General features: G+C 59.9%; 29 protein-coding genes and 1 other RNA gene. 13 read left to right on the top strand and 17 right to left on the bottom strand.

What is annotated here, in order from left to right; genetic code table 11:
- Positions 1-195 precede the first annotated feature (195 nt).
- Positions 196-1,797 (top strand): L-aspartate oxidase, encoded by a 1,602-nt coding sequence (gene nadB / locus ACMGGK_RS04690; protein ID WP_016929796.1) that lies wholly within the window; start codon positions 196-198, stop codon positions 1,795-1,797.
- A 38-nt stretch (positions 1,798-1,835) separates the two neighbouring features.
- On the opposite strand, the gene trmN is transcribed toward nadB, so the two are convergent.
- Entirely contained in the window at positions 1,836-2,615 is a 780-nt protein-coding gene (gene trmN, locus ACMGGK_RS04685) for a tRNA(1)(Val) (adenine(37)-N(6))-methyltransferase TrmN (RefSeq protein WP_337061622.1), read from the bottom strand.
- 99 nt (positions 2,616-2,714) lie between these two features.
- On the opposite strand from trmN, the gene srmB reads away from it, so the two are divergent.
- Complete coding sequence (gene srmB / locus ACMGGK_RS04680) at positions 2,715-4,037, top strand: ATP-dependent RNA helicase SrmB (protein WP_016929798.1); 1,323 nt, start codon at positions 2,715-2,717, stop codon at positions 4,035-4,037.
- Positions 4,038-4,089: 52 nt separating this feature from the next.
- Here srmB and ACMGGK_RS04675 read toward each other — a convergent pair whose 3' ends face one another.
- The 3 genes from ACMGGK_RS04675 to grcA all read right to left on the bottom strand — a co-directional run bounded on the left by ACMGGK_RS04675 (position 4,090) and on the right by grcA (position 6,367).
- Complete coding sequence (locus ACMGGK_RS04675) at positions 4,090-4,845, bottom strand: ankyrin repeat domain-containing protein (RefSeq protein WP_049300033.1); 756 nt, start codon at positions 4,843-4,845, stop codon at positions 4,090-4,092.
- Positions 4,838-5,800: a DUF2974 domain-containing protein gene (locus ACMGGK_RS04670; RefSeq protein WP_028128324.1), complete on the bottom strand. Its 963-nt coding sequence runs from the start codon at positions 5,798-5,800 to the stop codon at positions 4,838-4,840. The genes ACMGGK_RS04675 and ACMGGK_RS04670 overlap by 8 nt, the downstream gene beginning before the upstream one ends.
- 183 nt (positions 5,801-5,983) lie before the next feature.
- The gene (gene grcA / locus ACMGGK_RS04665; RefSeq protein WP_004929114.1) at positions 5,984-6,367 is read right to left on the bottom strand and encodes an autonomous glycyl radical cofactor GrcA; all 384 of its coding nucleotides are present in this window, start codon (positions 6,365-6,367) and stop codon (positions 5,984-5,986) included.
- A 346-nt stretch (positions 6,368-6,713) separates the two neighbouring features.
- Here grcA and ung point away from each other — a divergent pair, with 346 nt between their 5' ends.
- Entirely contained in the window at positions 6,714-7,397 is a 684-nt protein-coding gene (ung, locus tag ACMGGK_RS04660; RefSeq protein ID WP_004929112.1) for a uracil-DNA glycosylase, read from the top strand.
- A 56-nt stretch (positions 7,398-7,453) separates the two neighbouring features.
- Here the strand turns inward: ung and grpE are convergent, their stop codons facing one another.
- Positions 7,454-8,038, bottom strand: coding sequence for a nucleotide exchange factor GrpE (gene grpE / locus ACMGGK_RS04655; protein ID WP_420276719.1), 585 nt, complete (start codon positions 8,036-8,038; stop codon positions 7,454-7,456).
- 125 nt (positions 8,039-8,163) lie between these two features.
- Between grpE and nadK the strand changes: the two genes are divergently transcribed.
- The 3 genes from nadK (at position 8,164) to bamE (ending at position 11,369) form a co-directional block, all read left to right on the top strand.
- On the top strand, positions 8,164-9,042 hold the full coding sequence (nadK, locus tag ACMGGK_RS04650) for an NAD(+) kinase (RefSeq protein WP_004929107.1): 879 nt from the start codon (positions 8,164-8,166) through the stop codon (positions 9,040-9,042).
- 86 nt (positions 9,043-9,128) lie between these two features.
- The gene (recN, locus tag ACMGGK_RS04645) at positions 9,129-10,790 is read left to right on the top strand and encodes a DNA repair protein RecN (protein ID WP_033635637.1); all 1,662 of its coding nucleotides are present in this window, start codon (positions 9,129-9,131) and stop codon (positions 10,788-10,790) included.
- 240 nt (positions 10,791-11,030) lie between these two features.
- A complete protein-coding gene (bamE, locus tag ACMGGK_RS04640; protein WP_004929101.1) occupies positions 11,031-11,369 on the top strand; it encodes an outer membrane protein assembly factor BamE in 339 nt (112 codons plus the stop codon).
- Between the two features lie 117 nt (positions 11,370-11,486).
- Here bamE and ACMGGK_RS04635 read toward each other — a convergent pair whose 3' ends face one another.
- On the bottom strand, positions 11,487-11,771 hold the full coding sequence (locus ACMGGK_RS04635) for an RnfH family protein (protein WP_004929098.1): 285 nt from the start codon (positions 11,769-11,771) through the stop codon (positions 11,487-11,489).
- Positions 11,764-12,198, bottom strand: coding sequence for a type II toxin-antitoxin system RatA family toxin (locus ACMGGK_RS04630; RefSeq protein ID WP_004929096.1), 435 nt, complete (start codon positions 12,196-12,198; stop codon positions 11,764-11,766). The genes ACMGGK_RS04635 and ACMGGK_RS04630 overlap by 8 nt, the downstream gene beginning before the upstream one ends.
- Positions 12,199-12,359: 161 nt before the next feature.
- Between ACMGGK_RS04630 and smpB the strand changes: the two genes are divergently transcribed.
- Positions 12,360-12,842: an SsrA-binding protein SmpB gene (gene smpB, locus ACMGGK_RS04625; RefSeq protein ID WP_004929094.1), complete on the top strand. Its 483-nt coding sequence runs from the start codon at positions 12,360-12,362 to the stop codon at positions 12,840-12,842.
- A 49-nt stretch (positions 12,843-12,891) separates the two neighbouring features.
- Positions 12,892-13,255, top strand: a transfer-messenger RNA (tmRNA) gene (gene ssrA, locus ACMGGK_RS04620).
- 97 nt (positions 13,256-13,352) lie between these two features.
- Here the strand turns inward: ssrA and ACMGGK_RS04615 are convergent.
- From ACMGGK_RS04615 to ACMGGK_RS04600, 4 genes are all read right to left on the bottom strand, one after another.
- Positions 13,353-13,700, bottom strand: coding sequence for a DUF6404 family protein (locus ACMGGK_RS04615; RefSeq protein WP_033639570.1), 348 nt, complete (start codon positions 13,698-13,700; stop codon positions 13,353-13,355).
- A gap of 102 nt (positions 13,701-13,802) precedes the next feature.
- On the bottom strand, positions 13,803-15,404 hold the full coding sequence (locus tag ACMGGK_RS04610) for a DUF2534 family protein (RefSeq protein WP_420276718.1): 1,602 nt from the start codon (positions 15,402-15,404) through the stop codon (positions 13,803-13,805).
- A 119-nt stretch (positions 15,405-15,523) separates the two neighbouring features.
- Positions 15,524-15,940, bottom strand: coding sequence for a DUF2946 domain-containing protein (locus ACMGGK_RS04605; protein WP_228988444.1), 417 nt, complete (start codon positions 15,938-15,940; stop codon positions 15,524-15,526).
- A gap of 112 nt (positions 15,941-16,052) precedes the next feature.
- Entirely contained in the window at positions 16,053-16,505 is a 453-nt protein-coding gene (locus tag ACMGGK_RS04600; RefSeq protein ID WP_028127516.1) for a GNAT family N-acetyltransferase, read from the bottom strand.
- A gap of 100 nt (positions 16,506-16,605) precedes the next feature.
- Here ACMGGK_RS04600 and ACMGGK_RS04595 point away from each other — a divergent pair, with 100 nt between their 5' ends.
- Positions 16,606-17,340 carry a class I SAM-dependent methyltransferase gene (locus ACMGGK_RS04595; protein WP_016929819.1) on the top strand — a complete coding sequence of 245 codons (735 nt, stop codon included), beginning with the start codon at positions 16,606-16,608 and terminating at the stop codon, positions 17,338-17,340.
- A gap of 73 nt (positions 17,341-17,413) precedes the next feature.
- On the opposite strand, the gene ACMGGK_RS04590 is transcribed toward ACMGGK_RS04595, so the two are convergent.
- Together ACMGGK_RS04590 and ACMGGK_RS04585 are read right to left on the bottom strand one after the other, a co-directional pair.
- The gene (locus ACMGGK_RS04590; protein ID WP_016929820.1) at positions 17,414-17,911 is read right to left on the bottom strand and encodes a GNAT family N-acetyltransferase; all 498 of its coding nucleotides are present in this window, start codon (positions 17,909-17,911) and stop codon (positions 17,414-17,416) included.
- Positions 17,912-18,062: 151 nt separating this feature from the next.
- Complete coding sequence (locus ACMGGK_RS04585; RefSeq protein ID WP_420276717.1) at positions 18,063-18,578, bottom strand: DUF1543 domain-containing protein; 516 nt, start codon at positions 18,576-18,578, stop codon at positions 18,063-18,065.
- A 120-nt stretch (positions 18,579-18,698) separates the two neighbouring features.
- Here ACMGGK_RS04585 and ACMGGK_RS04580 point away from each other — a divergent pair, with 120 nt between their 5' ends.
- Complete coding sequence (locus tag ACMGGK_RS04580; RefSeq protein WP_016929823.1) at positions 18,699-18,881, top strand: YodC family protein; 183 nt, start codon at positions 18,699-18,701, stop codon at positions 18,879-18,881.
- 32 nt (positions 18,882-18,913) lie between these two features.
- On the opposite strand, the gene ACMGGK_RS04575 is transcribed toward ACMGGK_RS04580, so the two are convergent.
- Together ACMGGK_RS04575 and ACMGGK_RS04570 are read right to left on the bottom strand one after the other, a co-directional pair.
- Positions 18,914-19,192 (bottom strand): GNAT family N-acetyltransferase, encoded by a 279-nt coding sequence (locus ACMGGK_RS04575; protein WP_049300411.1) that lies wholly within the window; start codon positions 19,190-19,192, stop codon positions 18,914-18,916.
- Between the two features lies 1 nt (position 19,193).
- On the bottom strand, positions 19,194-19,424 hold the full coding sequence (locus tag ACMGGK_RS04570; protein WP_016929825.1) for a (4Fe-4S)-binding protein: 231 nt from the start codon (positions 19,422-19,424) through the stop codon (positions 19,194-19,196).
- Between the two features lie 192 nt (positions 19,425-19,616).
- Here ACMGGK_RS04570 and ACMGGK_RS04565 point away from each other — a divergent pair, with 192 nt between their 5' ends.
- Complete coding sequence (locus ACMGGK_RS04565; RefSeq protein ID WP_016929826.1) at positions 19,617-20,030, top strand: DoxX family protein; 414 nt, start codon at positions 19,617-19,619, stop codon at positions 20,028-20,030.
- 50 nt (positions 20,031-20,080) lie between these two features.
- Here the strand turns inward: ACMGGK_RS04565 and smrA are convergent, their stop codons facing one another.
- Entirely contained in the window at positions 20,081-20,653 is a 573-nt protein-coding gene (gene smrA / locus ACMGGK_RS04560; protein WP_049300412.1) for a DNA endonuclease SmrA, read from the bottom strand.
- A gap of 184 nt (positions 20,654-20,837) precedes the next feature.
- On the opposite strand from smrA, the gene ACMGGK_RS04555 reads away from it, so the two are divergent.
- Positions 20,838-21,173 carry an MbeD/MobD family mobilization/exclusion protein gene (locus ACMGGK_RS04555; RefSeq protein WP_004928976.1) on the top strand — a complete coding sequence of 112 codons (336 nt, stop codon included), beginning with the start codon at positions 20,838-20,840 and terminating at the stop codon, positions 21,171-21,173.
- Positions 21,174-21,240: 67 nt separating this feature from the next.
- Positions 21,241-21,687, top strand: a complete 447-nt coding sequence (locus tag ACMGGK_RS04550; protein ID WP_025303978.1) for a DUF1198 family protein — start codon at positions 21,241-21,243, stop codon at positions 21,685-21,687.
- A gap of 25 nt (positions 21,688-21,712) precedes the next feature.
- Here ACMGGK_RS04550 and ACMGGK_RS04545 read toward each other — a convergent pair whose 3' ends face one another.
- Positions 21,713-22,051 carry a DUF2002 family protein gene (locus ACMGGK_RS04545; RefSeq protein ID WP_420276716.1) on the bottom strand — a complete coding sequence of 113 codons (339 nt, stop codon included), beginning with the start codon at positions 22,049-22,051 and terminating at the stop codon, positions 21,713-21,715.
- Positions 22,052-22,078: the final 27 nt, after the last annotated feature.

Below are 22,078 nucleotides of genomic sequence, written 5' to 3'. Positions count from 1 at the left end.
AATCCGTCTCCACGCGTAAAATTGTACTGCCAGCCATACATTATTTTCCTGAGCAAGCACTCGCTTGGAGTTCATATAGAACACGAAGTTCCATATCGCCATTGTTTTTTCTGTTGATGTCACCCTATCCGTGGCTTTTGCCCGGACAGTTAGGCTAACATGAAATTCACTCTTCTTCTGCACACATCATACGTTATGCAACCATCATCTGAACATGTTAGCGATGTCCTGATCGTCGGCAGCGGCGCTGCGGGCCTGTCACTGGCGCTGCGCCTGGCGCAGCATTGTAAGGTTACCGTCCTCAGCAAGGGGCCGCTCAGCGAGGGCGCCACCTTTTACGCCCAGGGCGGGATCGCCGCGGTGTTCGATGAGACGGACAGCATTGCCTCACACGTTGATGACACTTTGATTGCCGGCGCCGGCCTGTGCGACAAAGAGGCCGTCGAATTCATCGCCGGCAACGCGCGCCACTGCGTGCAGTGGCTGATCGATCAGGGCGTGCTGTTCGACACCGAGGTCAACGCGCAGGGCGAGGCGCATTATCACCTCACGCGCGAAGGCGGCCACAGCCATCGCCGCATCCTGCACGCCGCGGACGCTACCGGTAAGGAAGTAGAGACCACGCTGGTGGGGAAAGCAAGCGCTCACCCCAATATTTGCGTGATGGAACGCCGCAACGCGGTTGACCTTATCACCTCGAACAAAATCGGCCTGCCGGGCACCCGCCGAGTGGTGGGCGCTTACGTCTGGAACCGCGAGCTGGAACGGGTGGAAACCTACCGAGCCAAAACGGTGGTGCTGGCCACCGGCGGCGCGGCCAAGGTGTACCAATACACCACCAACCCGGACATCTCCTCCGGCGACGGCATCGCCATGGCCTGGCGCGCCGGCTGCCGGGTCGCCAACCTGGAATTCAACCAGTTCCACCCGACCTGCCTGTTCCATCCGCAGGCGCGCAACTTTCTGCTGACCGAAGCGCTGCGCGGCGAAGGGGCTTACCTGAAGCGCCCGGACGGCAGCCGCTTTATGCCGGATTTCGATCCGCGTGGCGAACTGGCCCCGCGCGATATCGTCGCCCGCGCCATCGACCATGAAATGAAGCGCCTGGGCGCCGACTGCATGTACCTGGACATCAGCCACAAGCCGGCGGAATTCATCACTCAGCACTTCCCGATGATCCACGAAAAGCTGCTGACGCTGGGCTTCGATCTGACCCGGCAACCAATCCCCATCGTTCCGGCGGCGCACTACACCTGCGGCGGCGTGATGGTCGATCAGCATGGCCGCACCGATCTCGACGGGCTGTACGCCATCGGCGAGGTCAGCTACACCGGCCTGCACGGCGCCAACCGCATGGCGTCGAATTCGCTGCTGGAGTGCCTGGTTTACGGTTGGTCGGCGGCGGAAGACATTCTGCAGCGCCTGCCGTTCATCCAGCAGGCCAAACAGGTGCCGCACTGGGATGAGAGCCGGGTGGATGATGCGGACGAACGGGTGGTGATCCAGCACAACTGGCACGAGCTGCGGCTGTTCATGTGGGATTACGTCGGCATCGTGCGCACCACCAAGCGGCTGGAGCGCGCCCTGCGCCGCATCAACACGCTGCAGGCGGAAATCGACGAGTACTACGCGCACTTCCGCATCTCCAACAACCTGCTGGAGCTGCGCAATCTGGTGCAGGTGGCCGAGCTTATCGTGCGCAGCGCCATGGCGCGCAAAGAGAGCCGCGGCCTGCACTACACGCTGGACTACCCGGATTTGCTGCCGGAAGCGCTGCCGACCATTTTGCAGCCTTAAACGAAGCGACAGGGCGCCTTATCGGCGCCCTTTTCCTTTCAGTAGAACAGATAGAAGTCGGCGATCAACCGGCGGAAATCGTCGGTATAGCCGCCGTCGGCCTGTTTGATCGCCAGCGCCTGCTCCCGCAGCGGCGTTTCCCGCCGGGTCAGCGCCAGCAGCATCCGGTGCTGCGGCGTATCGGCGCGATCGCTGACGTTCACTTTCGCCGCCGTGTGCCAGCCGCTTTGCTGCGCCAGGCGTTCGAATTCGGCGCCGATGTCGTGCGGCAGCACCACGCAAAACGTCCCCTGCGCGGCCAGCAGCTGCGCCGCGCAGGCCAACAGCGCGTCGTGCGTCAGGGTTTCGGTGTAGCGCGCGTTGTGGCGCGCCTGGTCGCGGCAGGCCACCGCCGGCTCGAAATACGGCGGATTGCTGACGATCAGATCATACTCAGCGGCATGCTGCTGCGCATAATGGTGAATATCCTGCGCATGCACGCGGATGCGCTGCGGCCACGGCGATTCCGCCGCGTTTTCGCGCGCCTGGCCGGCGGCGGCTTCATCCAGCTCCACCGCGTCGATGGTCACTTCGTCGCCGCTGCGCTGCGCCAGCATCAGCGCGATCAGCCCGCTGCCGCTGCCGATGTCCAGCAACCGGCGCGCCTGCCCCAGCGGCGCCCAGGAGCCGAGCAGCACCCCGTCGGTGCCCACTTTCATGGCGCAACGATCGTGGGCGACAAAGAATTGTTTAAAGGTAAAACCCCCGCGACGCGGGGTAAAATCGGCTTTCGATCGCTTGCTCACACTCACCACCCGGCTATAAAACTGGCGTAGCATAAGGCAATCTGATCGGCGGGAAAAGAGCGGCTTTCCGCTTAAATAGGTGAAGATCGCGGCCAACCCGTCTATAATCGGCGCCCCAAGTAGAGGTAGACCATGACAGCAACCACTTTTTCCGAACTCGAACTCGATGATCGCCTGATCGACGCGCTGCGCGACAAAGGCTACGATCGTCCCACCGCCATTCAGGCCGCTGCGATCCCGCCGGCGATGGACGGGCGCGACGTCTTAGGTTCGGCTCCGACCGGCACCGGCAAAACCGCCGCCTTCCTGCTGCCCGTGTTGCAGCACCTGCTGGACTTTCCACGCAAGAAATCCGGCCCGCCGCGCGTGCTGATCCTGACGCCAACGCGCGAGCTGGCGATGCAGGTCGCCGACCAGGCGCGTGAATTGGCTGCTCATACCTCGCTGGATATCGCCACCATCACCGGCGGCGTCGCTTACATGAACCACGCGGAAGTGTTCAGCGAAAACCAGGACGTGGTGGTCGCCACCACCGGCCGCTTGCTGCAATACATTAAAGAAGAGAACTTCGACTGCCGCGCGGTGGAAACCCTGATCCTCGACGAAGCCGACCGCATGCTCGACATGGGCTTCGCGCAGGACATCGAAACCATCTCCGCCGAAACCCGCTGGCGCAACCAGACGCTGCTGTTCTCCGCCACGCTGGAAGGCGAAGCGATCCGCGAATTCGCCGAACGCATCCTGAAAGAGCCGGTGGAAGTGGAAGCCGATCCGTCGCGCCGCGAACGCAAGAAGATCCTGCAGTGGTACTACCGCGCCGATGACGTGCAGCACAAAACCGCGCTGCTGATCCACCTGCTGAAACAGCCGGACGTGCAGAAATCGGTGATTTTCGTGCGCAAGCGCGAGCGCGTGCATGAGCTGGCCACCTGGCTGCGCGAAGCGGGCATCAACACCTGCTATCTCGAAGGCGAGATGGTGCAGGCCAAACGCAACGAAGCGGTCAAACGCATGATGGATGGCCGGGTTAACGTGCTGGTGGCCACCGACGTTGCCGCGCGCGGCCTGGATATCCTCGATATCACCCACGTGTTCAACTTCGACATGCCGCGCACGGCGGATACCTACCTGCACCGCATCGGGCGTACCGGCCGTGCCGGGCGCAAAGGCACCGCCATTTCGCTGGTGGAAGCGCACGACCATCTGCTGCTGGGCAAAGTGGGCCGTTACCTGAACGAGCCGCTGAAAGCGCGCGTGATCGACGAACTGCGGCCGAAAACCAAGGTGCCGAACGAGAAGAGCAACGGCAAGCCATCGAAGAAAGTGCTGGCCAAACGCGCGGAAGATAAAGCGAAGAACAAAGAGAAGGCCAAGGTGAAAGTGCGCCATCGCGACGCCAAAAACGTCGGAAAACGCCGTCAGGCGAAGGCCAAACCGGCCGGCGACGCAGAATAACCACCGCTGCCTAAGAAAAAACCGCCTGTACAGGCGGTTTTTTTATGGGCGTTTACTGCTGCGCGTAATGCGTGGCCAGGCGGCGCCCCTGCAGCCATTTATCCAGCTCGCGGAACTGCGCCTTCAGCTCGTCATTCTGCAAATGCGCCGGCGTTTGCGAGAAATAAAACTGGAACGCATAACCCTGCTGATTACGCGCCTGGGCATCGGCCCCGGCCTGCAACAGCAACAGCGCCAGATGCGGCGCGTTGATCTTCGCCGCCAGATGCAGCGGGGTATCCCCCAGCCGATCGCTCAGGGTGGTGTCCGCCCCGGCCGCCAGCAACAACCGCAGTTGCTCCTCGCGCCCGGCCAGCACCGCCGCCGCAAGCGGCGTGGCGCCGGTAACGGCATTGCGCACGTTCACCTGCGCCCCTTCAGCAAGCAGCAACCGCAGATACTGCACGTCTTGCAGTATCGCCGCGGTGTGCAGCGCGCTGTTGCCGTCCAGCCCCGCTACCGACGGGTCGGCCCCGAGATCCAGCAACGCCTGCACGCTGGCCGGCTGCTGCGAAAGCACTGCCCACTGCAACAGCGTGACCTGCCGATCGCCTCGTTCGCGCAAGCGATCCTGCGTAGCCTGCGCATGGATGCTCTGCGCATCGCCGCGCGCCACCGCCTGAGCCAGCGCCAGGTTGCCGCGGCCGTCAAACGGTGAAATCTCCTGCCCCATCTGTTGCTCCTTAGCCATCATCAGTAAACCGGTCACCGCGACCAGCGCCAGTAAGGCTATCGCCAGCGCTCGCCGCAAGCGACGCCCTTCAGGCATTGGCCTTCGCCTCCCACGGCTTTTGTTCCGCCATCGAGCTTATCACCTTGTCGATGCCGTGCGCCGTCAGGCTGCGATCCAGATGCTTGCTCGGCCGCCAGTCATCGATACCGGTCAGGGTATCGTTGTTGGCCAGGGTGATGTTGTGGCCAATGGCGTCCGGGATCAGCGAAGTCGACTCCTGGGTGCTGGTCAGCATGTCATATTGTTCGCTGTAACGACGGATGCCGCCGGCTTCGGCGTCTTTCTTCGCCGCCGCCGGATCGATACCCAGGCGATTCAGCGTGTAATCTGACACCCCGGCCGCATTGAAGGTGACCGCGACGGTGCCGGTCGCCAGCGCCGCCGTGGCCGCCAGACCGCCGCCGAGCGAATGACCGGCGATCACCAGCGCATCGCCGAAGGCCGCCTTGGCGCTTTTGGCGGCGGCAACCGCCTGATTGTACTGCACATCATCATAGCCCGTCGCTTGCCGCACGTTGCTCAGCCAGTCGCGCCAGTCGTTGGTGCCGGCAAACGCCAACACATACTGCTTGTCGTTGCTGTAAACCCCGGCCTGGAAACCGCTGCCTGCGTCGTGCAGGCTGGCGGGATCGATGCCGAAACCGAGCAGCGCGCTGTCGCTCAAGCGGTTGAACCCAGCGGCGCCCTGACCGTTCAGTGAATAAACGTCCTTGGCCAACAGTGCCAACGCATAATCACCCTCCTGCGATTGCTGCCCCCGGGTCACGCCCGGCGCTGCCGCCGCCGTCGGCGCCGCCGCGGAGATATCGCCGACCAGCGTATTCAACATGGCCTGCGCATTGAGCGAGTTCTGAGAGGGAGTGGCCACCGGCGCCGGATTTGCCGGCGCTGCCGCGGGCTGCACCGCCGTCACCGTCTCGGCAACGGCGCGAGGTGTAGGGATCGCGGCCACCGGGGATACTGCAGAGGTAAAACTTAAAGGCATACTCATGCCGACTCCTTGTCGATAGACTTTTTATTGAGCACCTGAATAGGTGCTGATTTAGCTATCGGCAGGTCGGATGAGTTCTGTATTAGAAATGCTTATCTTTGTACAGAATGTGATCCGCATTCCGTTTTCGGCCGTCAAACGCAAGAAAGGGAGCCGAAGCTCCCTGATTGACAGCGCCGCAAATTACAGGCTTTCGGTAAAGGTGCGGGCGATAACGTCGCGCTGCTGTTCCGGCGTCAGGGAATTGAAGCGCACCGCATAACCGGACACGCGGATAGTCAGCTGCGGGTATTTTTCCGGGTGCTTGACCGCGTCTTCCAGGGTTTCGCGACGCAGCACGTTGACGTTCAGGTGCTGACCGCCTTCCACACGCACGGTCGGCTGCATTTCCAGCGGCACTTCACGGTATTCGATCTGGCCCAGGTCGCTCACTGCGACAACCTGATCTTCCGCGTAGTTGGCCTTGGCGCACACGCAGCGGGCTTCCGCTTTTTCATCGTCCAGCAGCCAGAAAGAGTTCACCAGCGCCTGGTCGTTCGCTTTGGTAATTTGAATACCGGTAATCATTATGTTGCCTCCGTACAAGGGCGTAAAAATTCACGTCGTGAGAAAACCCAATCCTGGTTTCGGCCATTTGGTAAAACCATTGTTGTCTTGTTGTTCTGTATACCAGCCTGACCGGGCCAGTTCCTTGATTAAAGTCAATTTTTACCGGGTAGGCGCAGGGCATGAAGGGGCAAATTTATGTTTTATATCAATTTTCCCACCGCGGCAAAAACCAATTATTTTTGTAAATTTTCAAAAATAATTGCATTACGCGCGGCGACGAGAAATGAAAAGCGGGTTTCGCTGCGCGAGCCGACACGGTAAGCTATAGCCCATGAATTGCTAAAGAAAACAAAGGAGAGCGTTTATGGCCACCTCCCTCACCTGGCATGACGTGATCGGCAAAGAGAAAGAGCAGCCCTATTTTGTTGAAACGCTCGCCTTTGTTGCCGCTGAACGTCAGGCCGGTAAGACCATTTATCCACCGCAGAAAGACGTGTTCAACGCGTTCCGCTTTACCGAGCTGGCGGACGTCAAGGTCGTCATCCTCGGCCAGGATCCGTATCACGGGCCCAATCAGGCGCATGGCCTCTCTTTCTCGGTGCGCCCCGGCGTGCCGGCGCCGCCGTCGCTGGTGAACATGTATAAAGAGCTGGCGACCGACATTCCCGGTTTCGAACGCCCGGATCATGGCTACCTGCAAAGCTGGGCCGAACAGGGGGTGCTGCTGCTCAACACCGTGCTGACGGTAGAGGGCGGCCGCGCGCACTCGCATGCCAATTTGGGCTGGGAAACCTTTACCGATAAGGTGATCGCCGCCCTGAACGAGAACCGCGAAGGCGTGGTGTTCCTGCTGTGGGGCTCGCACGCGCAGAAGAAAGGCAACTTTATCGACCGCAACCGCCACCACGTGCTGAAAGCGCCGCACCCATCGCCGCTTTCCGCCCACCGCGGTTTCCTCGGCTGCCGCCACTTCTCGCAGGCCAATCAGCTGCTGGAGCAGCAAGGGCTCACGCCGATCGACTGGATGCCACGCCTGCCGCAGGCGTAGCCCAGAGACAAGAAAGGCACCCTTGGGTGCCTTTCTTTATATCGTTGCCGGAGCGATTACGCCTTGGCCTTGGAGACCGCGACCATCGCAGGGCGCAGCAGGCGGCCGTTCAGCGTATAGCCTTTCTGCATCACCATCATCACGTGGTTCGGCTGGTGATCGGCGGATTCCATCATGCTCATCGCCTGATGCACTTCCGGGTTGAACGGCACGTTGACGTCGCCGACGATTTCGAGGCCGTACTTGCGCACCACGTCCAGCAGCGATTTCAATGTCAGCTCGATGCCTTCAATCATTGCGGCCAGTTCCGGATTGTTTTTATCCGCCAGATCCAGCGCGCGCTCCAGGTTGTCGATCACCGGCAGCAGATCGCCGGAGAATTTCTCCAGGGCGAACTTGTGCGCTTTCTCGACGTCCAGTTCGGCGCGGCGACGGATGTTTTCCGCTTCCGCTTTGGCGCGCAGCAGGCTGTCGCGCTCTTGCTGCTGAGCTTCCGCCAGTTGGGCTTCCAGTTCGGCGATACGCGCATCGCGCAGATCGACGCCTTCCGCCGCTTCCGGCAGCGTATCCTCGTGATGAGCGTGTTGTTCCATTTCTTCCGAGACTTGCTCGTTTGGCGTCTTCTGTTCTTTACTACTCATGAATATCTCCGCGTTTTAGCATTAATCTCGCAACTTGGCTTATTATGGGGATCAAAACCGGGGTTTCAAGTCAACCGGTCACAATGTGGGGCATAAACGGGTCCCGGTGAGGAAAATCACAGCAAATGAATAAAAAATTCGCCTGTATTGGCATTGTTGGCCACCCGCGTCACCCTTCAGCGCTGGCAACCCACGAGATGCTGTTCCACTGGCTGGTCGCCCGCGGCTATTCGGTGATGGTCGAACGCCAAATCGCCCATGATTTGGGGCTGAAAGACGCCGTGACCGGCAGCCTGGCGGATATCGGCCAGCGCGCCGATCTGGCGGTGGTGGTCGGCGGCGACGGCAACATGCTCGGCGCCGCGCGCGTGCTGGCGCGCTATGACATCAAGGTGATCGGAGTCAACCGCGGCAACCTCGGCTTCCTCACCGATCTCGATCCCGACAACGCTTTGCAGCAGCTGGCGGACGTGCTGGAAGGCGAGTACATCGACGAACAGCGTTTCCTGTTGGAAACCATCGTGCATAAAGAGCACCAGCAGTGCCGCATCAGCACCGCCATCAACGAGGTGGTGCTGCACCCCGGCAAAGTGGCGCACATGATCGAATTCGAGGTGTACATCGACGATCGTTTCGCCTTCTCGCAGCGCTCCGACGGCCTGATCATCGCCACCCCGACCGGCTCCACCGCCTACTCGCTCTCCGCCGGCGGGCCGATCCTCACCCCGTCGCTGGAGGCGATCGCGCTGGTGCCGATGTTCCCGCACACCCTGTCCGCCCGGCCGCTGGTGATCAACGGCGACAGCACCATCCGCCTGAAGTTTTCGCAGATCGGCAGCGATCTGGAGATTAGCTGCGATAGCCAGATCGCGCTGCCGATCCAGGAAGGCGAAGAAGTGCTGATCCGCCGCAGCAACTTCCATCTGAACCTGATTCACCCGAAGGACTACAGCTATTTCAACACGTTAAGCACCAAGTTGGGCTGGTCTAAAAAATTGTTCTAAAATCTGCGCCGGCCACTTTACTGTATATAAAACCAGTTTATACTGTATGAAACTACAGTTATGTGTTTATACACAGGAAGGTTCCCATGCTGGCGCAATTAACCATCAGCAACTTTGCTATCGTTCGTGAGTTGGAAATCGATTTTCAACCGGGCATGACGGCGATCACCGGTGAAACCGGCGCCGGCAAATCCATCGCTATCGATGCGCTCGGGCTGTGCCTCGGCAACCGCGCCGACGGCAACGTGGTGCGCCTGGGAGCCGCCCGCGCCGACATCTGCGCCCGCTTCTCGCTGGCGGACACCCCGTCCGCGCGCGAATGGCTGGAGCAGAACCAGCTGGACGACAGCAACGAATGCCTGCTGCGGCGGGTGATCAACGCCGACGGCCGTTCGCGCGGTTTTATCAACGGCACCGCCGTGCCGCTGTCGCAGCTGCGCGAGTTAGGGCAACGCCTGATTCAAATCCACGGTCAACACGCCCATCAGCTGCTGCTCAAGCCGGAGCACCAAAAAGCGCTGCTCGACGCCTACGCCGACGAACCCGCCCTGCTGGCGGCGATGAGCCAGGCCTACCAGCGCTGGCACCAGAGCTGCCGCGAACTGGCGCACCATCAGCAGCAGTCCATCGAACGCGAAGCGCGCAAGCAACTGCTGCAATACCAATTGAAAGAGCTGAACGAATTCGCGCCGCAGGCCGGCGAGTTCGAGCAGACCGACGCCGAGTACAAGCGCCTGGCCAACAGCGGCCAGCTGCTGACCCTCAGCCAGCAAGCGTTGCAGCTGCTGGCCGACAGCGACGAGAACAACATGCTCAGCCAGCTTTACAGCGCCAAACACCTGCTGCTTGAGCTTGCCGGGCTGGACGATAAGCTCAGCGGCCTACTGGACATGCTGGAAGAGGCCTCTATCCAGATCAGCGAAGCCAGCGACGAGCTGCGCCATTACGCCGATCGCATGGATCTCGATCCCAATCGCCTGCACGAGCTGGAGCAACGCCTGTCGCGCCAAATCAGCCTGGCGCGCAAACACCAGGTCGCGCCGGAAGAGCTGCCGCAGCTGCATCAGCAGTTGCTGGATGAACAGCAGCTGCTGTCTCAGCAGGAAAGCGACCATGAGCATCTGAACGAGGCGGTCACCCTGCATCATCAGCAGGCGCTGGCGCTGGCGGAGCAGCTGCATCAGAAACGCCTGCACTACGCCGCCGAGCTGACCACGCTCATCACCGACAGCATGCAGGCGCTCTCCATGCCGCACGGCAAGTTCAACATCGACGTGCGCTTCGAACCGCAGCACCTGAGCGCCGAAGGGGCCAGCCGCACCGAGTTCTGCGTCTCCACCAACCCGGGGCAGCCGCTGCAGCCGCTGGCGAAGGTCGCCTCCGGCGGTGAGCTGTCGCGCATCGCGCTGGCCATTCAGGTGATCACCGCCCGCAAGATGGAAACCCCGGCGCTGATCTTCGATGAGGTGGACGTGGGCATCAGCGGCCCGACCGCCGCCATCGTCGGCCGTCTACTGCGCCAGCTCGGCGAATCCACCCAGGTGATGTGCGTGACTCACCTGCCGCAGGTGGCCGGATGCGGGCATCAGCACCTGTTCGTCAGCAAGCAGACCGACGGCACGGTTACCGAAACCCAGATGGCGCCGCTGGATAAACGCGCCCGGCTGCAGGAGCTGGCGCGCCTGCTCGGCGGCAGCGAAGTCACCCGCAATACGTTGGCGAACGCCAAAGAACTGCTGGCGGCATAAAAAAGCTCAACTTTTTCACTTTCCTGCGGTCTGACAGTGACGCTGTTGGCCCGAGAAATATCTAAAGTGCGGCGCGGCGGTGATCCAAAGCCATCTCAAGAGCCTGAAAAAGGCCAAGCGCTTGAGGTGCTAAAGGAAAGCCAATGCGTCGCAACGTGAAAGATGAAGGGTATAAAGGTTTCCAACTGCCGCAAGGTCTATTATCATCGGCATCCTATGCCCTAAAGGAATGTGATTACTATGCGCTGTAAAACGCTGACTGCCGCCGCTGTAGTTCTTGTGATGCTGACTGCAGGCTGTTCTACTTTTGAAAAGGTGGTTTATCGTCCTGACATCAACCAGGGGAACTACCTGACGTCGACCGACGTGGCGAAAATTCAGAAAGGGATGACCCAACAACAGGTCGCTTACACATTGGGCACCCCAATGCTGCAAGACCCGTTTGGAACGCAAACGTGGTTCTATGTATTCCGTCAGCAGCCTGGCCATGAAGATATCACCCAGCAGACGCTGACGCTGACCTTCGACAGCGCAGGCGTGTTGACCGATATCCAGAACAAACCGGCGCTGACCAAGTAATCGGCGTCGCCCGCTCTTCCGGCCCATGGGGGGCATGGTGTTCCTCATGACAGTCGCAGGCTGCAACGCGGAAGAGAAAATCAATTTCAGATAAAAAAATAAGGCGCTATAAGCGCCTTATTTTTTTGCCTTTTCTGCCCGTTGCCGGCGCAGCTCTTTCGGATCGGCGATCAGCGGCCGGTAAATCTCCACCCGGTCGCCGTCGTTCAGCGTATCGCCCAGCTTGGCCGGGCGGCTGTAGATGCCGATTTTGTTGCTCTTGAGATCGATATCCTGGCGCAGCTCCAGCAGGCCCGAAGCCTGGATCGCCTGCTCAACGCTGCTGCCCTCGGCCAGCTTCACCTTGCGCAGGTACTGCCGCTCCGGCAAGGCGTACACCACCTCGACCTGGATGTCAGACACTGTAGACCTCTTTCGCCCGCTGGGTGAATGCCTGCACCATGCTGCCCGCCAGCTCTTTGAACACCTTGCCGAACGCCAGCTCAATCAGTTTGTTGGTGAACTCGAAGTCCAGGTGCAGCTCCACCTTGCAGGCCTCTTCGCTCAGCGGTGTGAACTGCCAACCGCCCATCAGCTTGCGGAACGGGCCATCGACCAGCTGCATATTGATGCTCTGGTTATCCAGCAGCGTATTGCGCGTGGTGAAGGTCTTGCTGATACCGGCCTTGGCGACGTCCACCGCGGCGGTCATCTCGTTGGAGGTAGCGTTAAGCACCCGGCTGCCAGTGCAGCCTGGCAGAAAATCGGGATAAGAATGAACATCGTTAACCAACTGATACATCTGCTCGGCGCTGAACGGCACTAATGCAGACCGACTGATCTGGGGCATATCATTTCCTGTAAGACATAAAACGTACAGATAATATCATTTATCTGGCGGCAAACAAAAAATCTGCTACGGGATGAGGGCACCAAAAATGCGAAAAATTGCGCAGGTGCTGAACGGGAAAGGATTTCTTTCGCTGAAGCATCCAGTATAATGAACGCACTATGACAAAGAAAAAAGCACACAAACCCGGTTCCGCCACCATTGCCCAAAACAAGCGCGCGCGTTTCGAATACTTCATTGAAGAAGAATTCGAGGCGGGCCTGTCGCTGCAAGGGTGGGAAGTTAAATCGCTGCGTGCCGGCAAAGCCAACCTCAGCGACAGCTACGTGACGTTCCGTGACGGTGAGGCCTATCTGTTTGGCGCCACCATCACCCCGCTCAACGTGGCTTCGTCGCATGTGGTGTGCGATCCGACGCGTACCCGTAAACTGCTGCTGAACCGACGCGAGCTGGACACCCTGCTCGGCCGCGTCAACCGCGAAGGTTACACCGTGGTGGCCTTGTCCCTGTATTGGAAAAATGCCTGGAGCAAGATCAAGATCGGCGTAGCCAAAGGCAAGAAAGAGCACGACAAACGCGATGACATCAAAGATCGCGAATGGCAGACGGCGAAAGCCCGTATCATGAAGCACGCCAATCGTTAAGCCGCTGGCTTATCGAGGTAAACTTCTGGTATACTGCACAAAGTTACTTGGGGCTGATTCTGGATTCGACGGGATTTGCGAAGCCCTAGGAGCATGCCGAGGGGCGGTTGGCCTCGTAAAAAGCCGCAAAAAAATAGTCGCAAACGACGAAAACTACGCTTTAGCAGCTTAATACCCTGCTTAGAGCCCTCTCTCCCTAGCCTCCGCTCTTAGGACGGGGATCAAGAGAGGTCAAACCCAAAAGAGATCGCGTGGATGTCCTGCCTGGGGCTGAAGCGTTAAACTCAATCAGGCTAGTCTGTCAGTAGCGTGTCCATCCGCAGCTGGCCGGCGAATGTAAAGATTGGACTAAGCATGTAGTGCCGACGGTGTAGTAATTTCGGACGGGGGTTCAAATCCCCCCAGCTCCACCAAATACGTCGCCAGTGAACCAGATAGACCCGGCGATAATAGCGAAAAAGCCCACAACTTCGGTTGCGGGCTTTTTTGTGTCTGTTCATCACCAACGTGTCAAAGATCGTTCCAGTCCGGCAACCTGTTCGCCTTTTTTCGCCAATAGTGGAAAAGCGCCATAAAAAAGCCAAACAGCAGGCCGGCGGCGAGGCTTAATATCAGAGCCTCTTCACCAGTATGTCCCTGATTTTTCCATACCATGAACCACATCAGCACGCCCCACAGCGGGCCAAACCAAATGCCGAAGAACAGCATGTTCAGCCAGAAAGGCGCAAACGGCGGCGGTGGCATATTCACGTCCATTCGCCACAGCAAGCGCAAGATTGGCGGCGCATAGTTACTCCGCCACATCTTCTTTTCCTCCATCAGCGCTATCGCCTTATCCCTTTGTTGTTTAAATGTCATCGTTCGCTTCCTTTCAGTAGAGATTACCCTTTGGTGAGATGATACGCGCTTAAGCCCCATTCCCAAATATCCGGCATGCCCGCAGGCATGCCGGCCCCCCTCTCACCGCCCCTCTTTTTCCCCCAGGAAGAAATACCACAGCGGAATGGAAAGCAGCAGGGTGAACACCAGCGTATACAGCAGCACCATCAGGCTCTGCATGATCACCATCTGTGCGCTCCAGTCACCGATCGGCAGCTGAAACTGTTCGACGGTGCCGCCGAGGATCGCCCGGCCCATCACGCAGCCGACCGCCACCGCCACTGTCGCCACCGCCGCGCGGAACTTGCGCACCTCGGCGCGGCGGGCGGCCGCTTCCGGCGTTTCATCCCGCTGGCCGCGCCAGCGCCATACGTCCACCAGCAGCAACGCCGCGAGGCTCACCCCCATTACCGGCAGGCAATAACCCAGCGCCGCTGCTACCAGCAGCGTGCCGGCGCGCGCAGGCAGGGAAAGCGCCAGCCAGGCGGCAACCAGCGTATGCACCGGATGCTGCGCACCCGCCGCCGGGCGGCGACTCCACCACATGCGGTAACCCAGCACAATCATCAGGCACAGCCCGAGGCCGAACGCCGCCAGCAGCAGCTGATTCGGCAAGCCGAACAAAATGCCCATGTGGGCGTCGATGCCCCAACGGGTCAGCTTGGCGATGAGCGGGAAGGTCTCGAACCGCACCTGATCGACGACAGTGAAGCTTTGCGGCGCGATGGCGACCGCGTCCACCTGCGTCGGCCAGCTGCGATCTACTTCGGTCACCGTCCAGGCTTTGCCCTCGCCTTTCGGCTGGCGCAGCTCGACCTTAGCGGCGTCTATTCCGGCGGCGCGCGCGGCGTGCAGCGCCCGATCCCAGTCGCCATTCAGCGCATTGGCCTGTGCGGCAGGGTTCATCTTCATGCCCGGCATCATACCGCGGTGCTCGGCGTGCGGATCGGCCGGCGTCTGCGGCGCATCGGCCTGCAGGCTGGCGTTGACCTGCGGCGTCAGCCAGCCCAGGTTGGCCCGCAGCGTGTCGATGTTGCCGCCGGCCCACTGCGACCAGGTCAGCCCGGTGGCCGAGAAGAACAGCAGCCCGGCCAGCAGCGCCACGCCCAGCGTGATATGCCAATGGCGGCTGGCGGCAAAGCCCCCTTTCGCCCTTTTCAGCTTGCGCTTCGGCCGCGTCGCCAGCCACAGCGCCACGCCGCCCAGGGCGGCCACCCACAGCCAAGAGGCCGCCAGCTCGCTGTAGTTGCGCCCCAGATCGCCAAGCAGCAGGCTGCTGTGCAGCTTATCCAGCCAGGTACGCAGCGGCAGCACGCCAGAGGTGCCGTACACCGTCATATCGCCCTTGATCGCCAGGGTGTAAGGATCGACAAACAGCGCGCGCGACTCGGAAGCGCCCAGATCGGCACTCGCGAACTGTACGCGCGTGGTGTCCATTGCGCCGGGTGCCGGACGCACGGCGTAAATGCGCGCCTCGTCACCCGCCACACGGCGGGCGGCGGCGATCTGGTCGGCCAGCGGTCTCGCGTGCCCGTGCGGCTCGGTAGACAGCGCATCGCGATACAGCGCCTCTTCAAGCTGCGGGGTCAGCACATACAGCGTGCCGGTCAGTGCGGCGACCAGAATAAAAGGGGCGACCAGCAGGCCGATATAAAAATGCAGCCGTCTGATCAGGTTCAGCATCGCGCCTCTCGGCGATGCGGCAGGTGGAGTTTTGGTTATCGAAGACATGGCCTTTCTCGTTTTTCAAACTGTGCGCGCAGGCAAACCGTCCGCAGCGATACGAACGGCGTTACCCATGATCAAGCAATAAGGAAAAACGGCTGGCCGGGCGGCCCGCGCGGGCTTGGCCGCAGAGCAAGGCGCCGAATGGGCGGGGGGACGATGCGCGGCGCGCAAGGCAGGCGCGCGATACGCGTCATCAGCCACAGCAGCGGGACGAATACCCACAACAGCAGCGGCACATGGATCAGCAGCTCGCAGTAGCCGCAGAAAATCATCTCCGCCGAGTCCATGCCGTGGTGGCCGGCATGCTCGGCGGCGGGCATCGCCATCCCGTGCATGTCGTGCGGCATGGCGGCGTCCGTTTGCATCATGCCGCCCATCATCTGATGGTGCATCAGCGATTTCGACACCACCGGCGCCACAAACAGCAACAGCACCGCCATAATGGCGATGCAGGCGGTGAAGCGTTGCGGTAGCTGGCGTGGCACTCTCATCGCGGCGGCGAATTAACCCGGTCGGTGGCGAACAAGCGGCCAGTGTAACCCGCGAGGCGCGATGAGGTGAAAGAAAAGTCAGATTTGTCTTGCTCGCCCCCGGCGGCGGTGATCACAGCACCCGCGAATAGACCCGCGAGGCCTCGCCCCATGGGTGATAGCCGAGCCCGTTATAAACGAAGCCATTACGCTCGTAGTACCCTTCCAGATCGGTGCAAAGGTGCAGTTGCGGGAAACCCAGCCGGCGGGTTTCCGCCGCTACATGCTCAATCAGTTTGGCGCCGTAGCCCCTGCCGCGCTGCGTCTCTTCTACGTAGAGCGCGCACAGCCAGGGATACAACTCCCCACGGCTGATAAAGTCGTTGGTGATGAGCCCCGCGCAGCCGAGGATTAGGTTATTTTCCATCAGCAGGTACCACTGTGGCAGCGGGTTGGCAGCGCCGAGGCTGCGGTTGATGGCGTCTTCATACATCATCAGCGTCTCTGCCGTGGCCCAGTGCCGCTGAAAATACGCAATGGCGCGCGGCGCCAGCTCGGGCGCTTGCCGCACCGAAATCATGTCCATCGTCATTCCCGTTATTCATGTTGTCAGCGTAGAATTATGCAGCAATATGCATGGTATGGCAGCGGCATTCCGCCGCCGTCATTCACCCCAAGGAGTCATCATGACGCAAAATATCTATGACAATCAGGCTTTCTTCGACGGCTATGCGCAGCTCAGCCGCTCGCAGCACGGTCTGGACGGCGCGCCGGAATGGCCCGCCATCCGCCGCATCCTGCCGGATTTACAGGGCAAAAGCGTGGTCGATCTCGGCTGCGGCTACGGCTGGTTCTGCCGCAGCGCCCGCGAACAGGGCGCAGCCAGCGTGCTGGGGCTGGACGTTTCGGAAAAAATGCTGGCCAAGGCGCGGGAGATGACCGCCGACGCGGGCATCGAGTATCGTCGGCAGGATTTGGCGCAGCTGCAGCTGCCTGTGAACCGTTACGATCTGGTCTACAGCTCGCTGACGCTGCACTACCTCGAGGATTTGTCCGCGCTGTTCGCCACGGTGTACGCCGCGCTGAAACCTGGCGGGCAGTTCATCTTCACCGCCGAGCACCCGATCTACACCGCCCCGGCGCAGCAGGGCTGGCTGACCGACGGCAACGGGCAGAAATCCTGGCCGGTCAACGGTTACCAGCGAGAAGGCCAGCGCGTTTCCAACTGGCTGGCGGAAGGCGTCATCAAGCAGCACCGCACGCTTGGCGGCTATATCAACCCGCTGGCGCAGCAAGGGTTTATCATCCAGCATTTGAACGAATGGGGCCCCAGCGCGCAGCAAATCGCCGCTAACCCGGCGCTGGACGAAGAGCAGGAGCGCCCGATGATCTTCATTCTCGCCGCCCGCAAACCCGCCTGATCCTGACCTGATTCACCCGCAGTAAACCGATCACACCACCACAGTTGGGGAGGCCGCCTCCCCCCAATGACGGTTACGCCGGCAGCGCCGCCCCGTGCGCCGCGAAGTACGTCAGCGCCTCGCCCTCCATACGATAACGCACCCACTCGCCCTGCGGCTGCGCGCCGATGCTGAGGTAGAAATCGATGGCCGGTTGGTTCCAGTCCAGCACGCTCCACTCCAGGCGGCCGCACTGCCGTTCGCACGCCAGCCGGGCGATGTGCCGCAGCAGCGTTTTACCGGCGCCCGCGCCGCGATGCTTCGGCGCCACGTACAGGTCTTCCAGATAGATGCCGTTTTTACCCAGCCAGGTGGAGTAACTCATAAAGAACACCGCATAACCCGCCGGCTCGCCGTTCACCGTACAAATCAGCGCTTCGGAACAGGCGCCCGGCCCAAACAAGCTGCGTTCGATGTCTTCCACGCTGGCCAGCACCTGCTCGCGCGCCTTTTCGTACACCGCCAGCTCGATAATCATATCCAGAATCAGTTTGGCGTCGCTTTTTTGCGCCGGGTAAATCTCAATGGTCATGGTAAATCCTGGGCGTGTTGATGACTGTGCTTGCCAGCATACAGCGCCTCTCATGCTGCATGAACGGCATTTTCATCAACAGGTAATGAATATCATGCATCTGGATCTGAAACGCCGCGATCTCAACCTGCCGCAGGTGTTCGAAGCGGCGTTATAGCGCGGGTTCGCCGATTGGCAGATACCCCTGCCACAGCGGCCGGGCCGGTTTCCCGTGCGGGTTGGCCCGCAGATGAACGTGGTAGCCCTGCAGCGCCTGCAGTAGCAGGCTGTCGTCCACCTCAGCCAGATCATCTTTGTGCTGCTGCACGCTGTCCGTCAGCAGCGCCCGTTTGGCTTTCTCCTTCGCCTCGTCGGCGGAGCGCGCCACAAAAAGGCCGAACTGGTGCAATTCCGCCAGCTCATCGCTGCGGTAACCGCCCACGTTAACGAAAAACAGCTTCTCTTCACCGGCGAACGGCGCAGACTCCAGGCTCACGTCGTAACCGTCCGCCCAGTCGATGCGCGCATAACCGTCGACATGCACCTTGCGCTTATCGCCGAACCACTTTTCGCGCAGCAGCGGATACGCCTCTTCCGGCCGATCCGCCGCCGCAAACTGCACGTCGTGCAACTCAATATTGGCGCCCGGCGCCGTACCGCCCACATAAAACATCAATAATCCCGGCATGTTAGTTTGCTCTCCTTGATGATAATCGCTATATAATTTAATACATAACGAAACACCTGCCAACGGCGGCGCCATTCTGTGTTATCAATAGATGAGGTTTAATCTGTTGTGGAGGAACGCATGGCATTCAATATCGGTGATTTTGTACAACGCACCACCGGCGGCCCGAAGATGACCGTGGTGGCGATCGACGGCGAAACCCTGGTTTGCAGCTGGAATGAACTGGGTAAAGAGCAGCGTACGGAGGTGCAGGCCAACGAGGTGGCGCTGTACCACGAAGACGGCGATTTCGGCGTCTGCTGAATGATCGGGGCGCGCCGCGCCCCGTTATCGCCTCAGGCGCGAATGTCCTGATAGGCTGGGGTGGTATCGAACTCATGCTTGGCGAACGGGCATAGCGGAATGATTTTACGCTGCTCCGCGCGCATTTTCTCCACCACCAGCGCCACCAGCTTTTTGCCGACGCCCTGCCCCTTCAATGACTCATCCACCCAGGTGTGATCGATAATGGTCAGCCTGTCGCCGCTCGGCACGAAAGAGATCTCGGCGATCAGCTTGCCGTGCTCGTCATTGATATAAAAACGCTTCTCGTCTGCCAGTATTTTATGTTCCATATTATTTCTCCCTATATTTCAGTGCGCCGCTGGGGCAAGTGTCGATAACGCGTTTCACTTCGGCCGCGTCGGCATTATCCGGCATAATCCACGGCCGGCGGTTCAGGGTAAAAATAGCCGCGTTGCCACGCACGCAGTTGGCGGAATGGCGGCATATCGCGCTGTTAAAATAAACGTCAATCTTGTCGCCGGAATAACGGCGGTAACCGGCGGCGGTCAATTCCTCATCCATCTTGGCCTCACATTGCCTGTTTTATTGTTTTTGCTCCAGGCTCAAGTATAGGCAATGCCGTCGGCTTCACCACGCGTCTCACCCAATGAAAAAAGTGGCGCAACCGCCCGTCGCCGCTAGAAAAAAACGTAAATTGTTCTAATCTTTAATCAGCAAGACAACATAATTCCGACAGTGGCTAAGGAGTTCGAAATGGGTGATAGCTCAAAAGACGGCGTAATTCTGCTGTCCCGCATTCTACTGATGGTTCTGTTTATCATTTTCGGCTGGATGAAACTGGTCAACTTCGGTGCGACCGTCACGGCGATGGAAGGCTATGGCACGCCGATGCCTTATTTGGCGGCGATCGTTGCCGTGGTGGTGGAGTTTATTTTCGGCATCGCGCTTATTCTCGGCCTGTTTACTCGGCCTATCGCGGTCATTTTCGCCCTGTATGTGTTGGGCACCGCGTTTATCGGCCATCCGTTCTGGAAAATGACCGGCATGGAAATGATGGGCAACGAAATCAACTTCTTTAAAAACATCAGCATCATTGGCGGTTTGCTGTTGCTGGCGGTAACCGGCGCCGGCCGTTATTCGCTGGACTATAAAATATTTAATAAATAATTCATCGATGGCCGGCGATATTCGCCGGCCATTTTATTTCGGCTATCCTTTCACCGGCTGCGCTTGGCGTGGCGCTCAAAGTTTTCTGCCTTGGCCTGCGCCGATTTACGCAGCGTGACATAGCAGGCGCCCTCGCCGCCGTCGCGCGGTAAGGCGCGGCAAAATGCCTGTACCTGTTCAAACTGCGCCAGCCACTTAGCGACGTAACTGCGCACGATATTCGGATGGCTTTCGTTCTGCCGCCCGCGGCCGTGCACGATCAGCAGTGAACGCAGGTTTTGCGCCTCCGCCTGCATAATGAAGCGAAACAGCGCCTGCCGGCTGGCTTCGACCGACTGACGCAGCAGGTTCAGCGATGCCTGCGGCGGGTAACGCCCGTTGCGCAGTTTGTCCAGCACGCCCTGCTGAATGCCTTCCCCTTTGAACTCCAGCGGCTGTTCACAGGGGATCACTTCGAGAAAATCGGTGCTGAGGAAGTTTTCCTGCCGCAGCCGCTGCGCGTCGCGCCGTGCGCTTTTGTCCACCGCCACCTGCGGCTTGAGGTACAGCGTCTGCCGTCCGCTCTCCAGCGGCACCACGTCCGCCATCGCCTGTTCAAAAAAGTCTTTTTCCTGCTCGCTCATGTTCCACCTCTCTTGAACGGCAGCCTTTACGGCTGGGAATGGGGTCGATTGTAAGACGCCTTGTCACGGTTGCAAGCCGGGAATTGTCAGCGGCATGTGTCTCATTTGTCGTCAACGGGTGAGCTTGCGAACAGTTTTCGCTATACTGCTAAGCCATCATTGAGTGCCGCAAAGGATCGAGCCCATGACAATGCGCGAGCTGGAAATCCAGTTTCAAAATGCGATGAATGAGTTGCAGAGCAGCTTCGAACGGCAACACCGCGAATGGCAGCAGAGCTACCAGGCGCTGCAGCAACTGCTGGAAGAAGCCAAACAGCGCGAAGCCGCGCTGCGGGCGCAGAATGAACAACTGGCGCGCAAACTGAGCACCGCCAGTTCGGTGCCGGAACAGCATGCGCTGGTCAAGCAGATCAAAATGCTCGGCGCCCATCTGGACGCGCTGGCCAAAGACGCGGCCACCTTCAATCACCACCTGCGCCAACAGAGCGCGGTCGGTAATTTCAGCGGCGAACAGCATTGATAGCGGGCGCTGTCGCACAGCGCCTCCCGCCCCTCTTCTGGCGTATTGAGAGTGTAATAAAGCCTAAATGACCTGGATCATCCTCGCCGCCCTGATCGTCGTATTCATTATCGGTTACCGCATCTTGACGTCCGACACCCGCAAAGCCATCGATTCGCTGGCCCATCTGCTGAGGGTCAAGCCGATGCTGATCGAATCGATGATCCAGGAAATGGGCGGCCGCCAAAGCCAGACCTTTATCCGCATGCTGAACAACGGCTACACCGAAGAGATGCACCAGGCGGCTTATCTGCTGTTCATCTACCTGACGTTCATCAAACAGGCGGACGACGAACAGATTGCCCTGTGGCGCGACGTGCTGCTGCGCGCCGGGCTGTCGCCGGAGCTGCATGCCGAGCACACCGAAGCGGCGCTGTTTTACTTCGCCGAGCTGGATATCGATGCGTTTGAACTGGCGCAGTTCCGCCGCGCCTACAACGAGCGTTTCAACCGCGAAGCGTTGGCGCACGGCTGATCGCGTCCCCCGGGCGGGGGACCGATTACAGGAACATGCTGTAGAGGTAGCGCGACAGCGCTTCGCGCGAGCTGAAGCCGTGTGCGATGCCGTAGCGCTGGTTCGGGGCGTCGCTGCTTAAATCCAGGGGAAACTCCAGATACTGCTCGCTGGTGCGCACCGGGGAGGTCGGCGTGGCGAAATGCACGCTTCTCTCTTTCAGCGCCGGGTGGATCACCAACGCGGTTCTGCCCATCCGCGCTTCGCGATTCACATACACATAATGCGTACCCTTGCGGTAGCCATAGGCCTGATCGGTGATATAATCACGCTCAAAGCCGGTATTCTCCAACACTTTAGCCACTTCATCCGGCCGTAAATACATCGATTCCTCCTCTCATTCTGGACCGCT

Origin of the sequence: Serratia sp. BNK-33-b (assembly GCF_048684565.1) — a bacterium.
In the GTDB taxonomy this organism is placed as follows: domain Bacteria; phylum Pseudomonadota; class Gammaproteobacteria; order Enterobacterales; family Enterobacteriaceae; genus Serratia; species Serratia marcescens.
The sequence above is the reverse complement of the archived record's forward strand: the minus strand, read 5'-3'. Positions and strand labels throughout refer to the sequence as shown.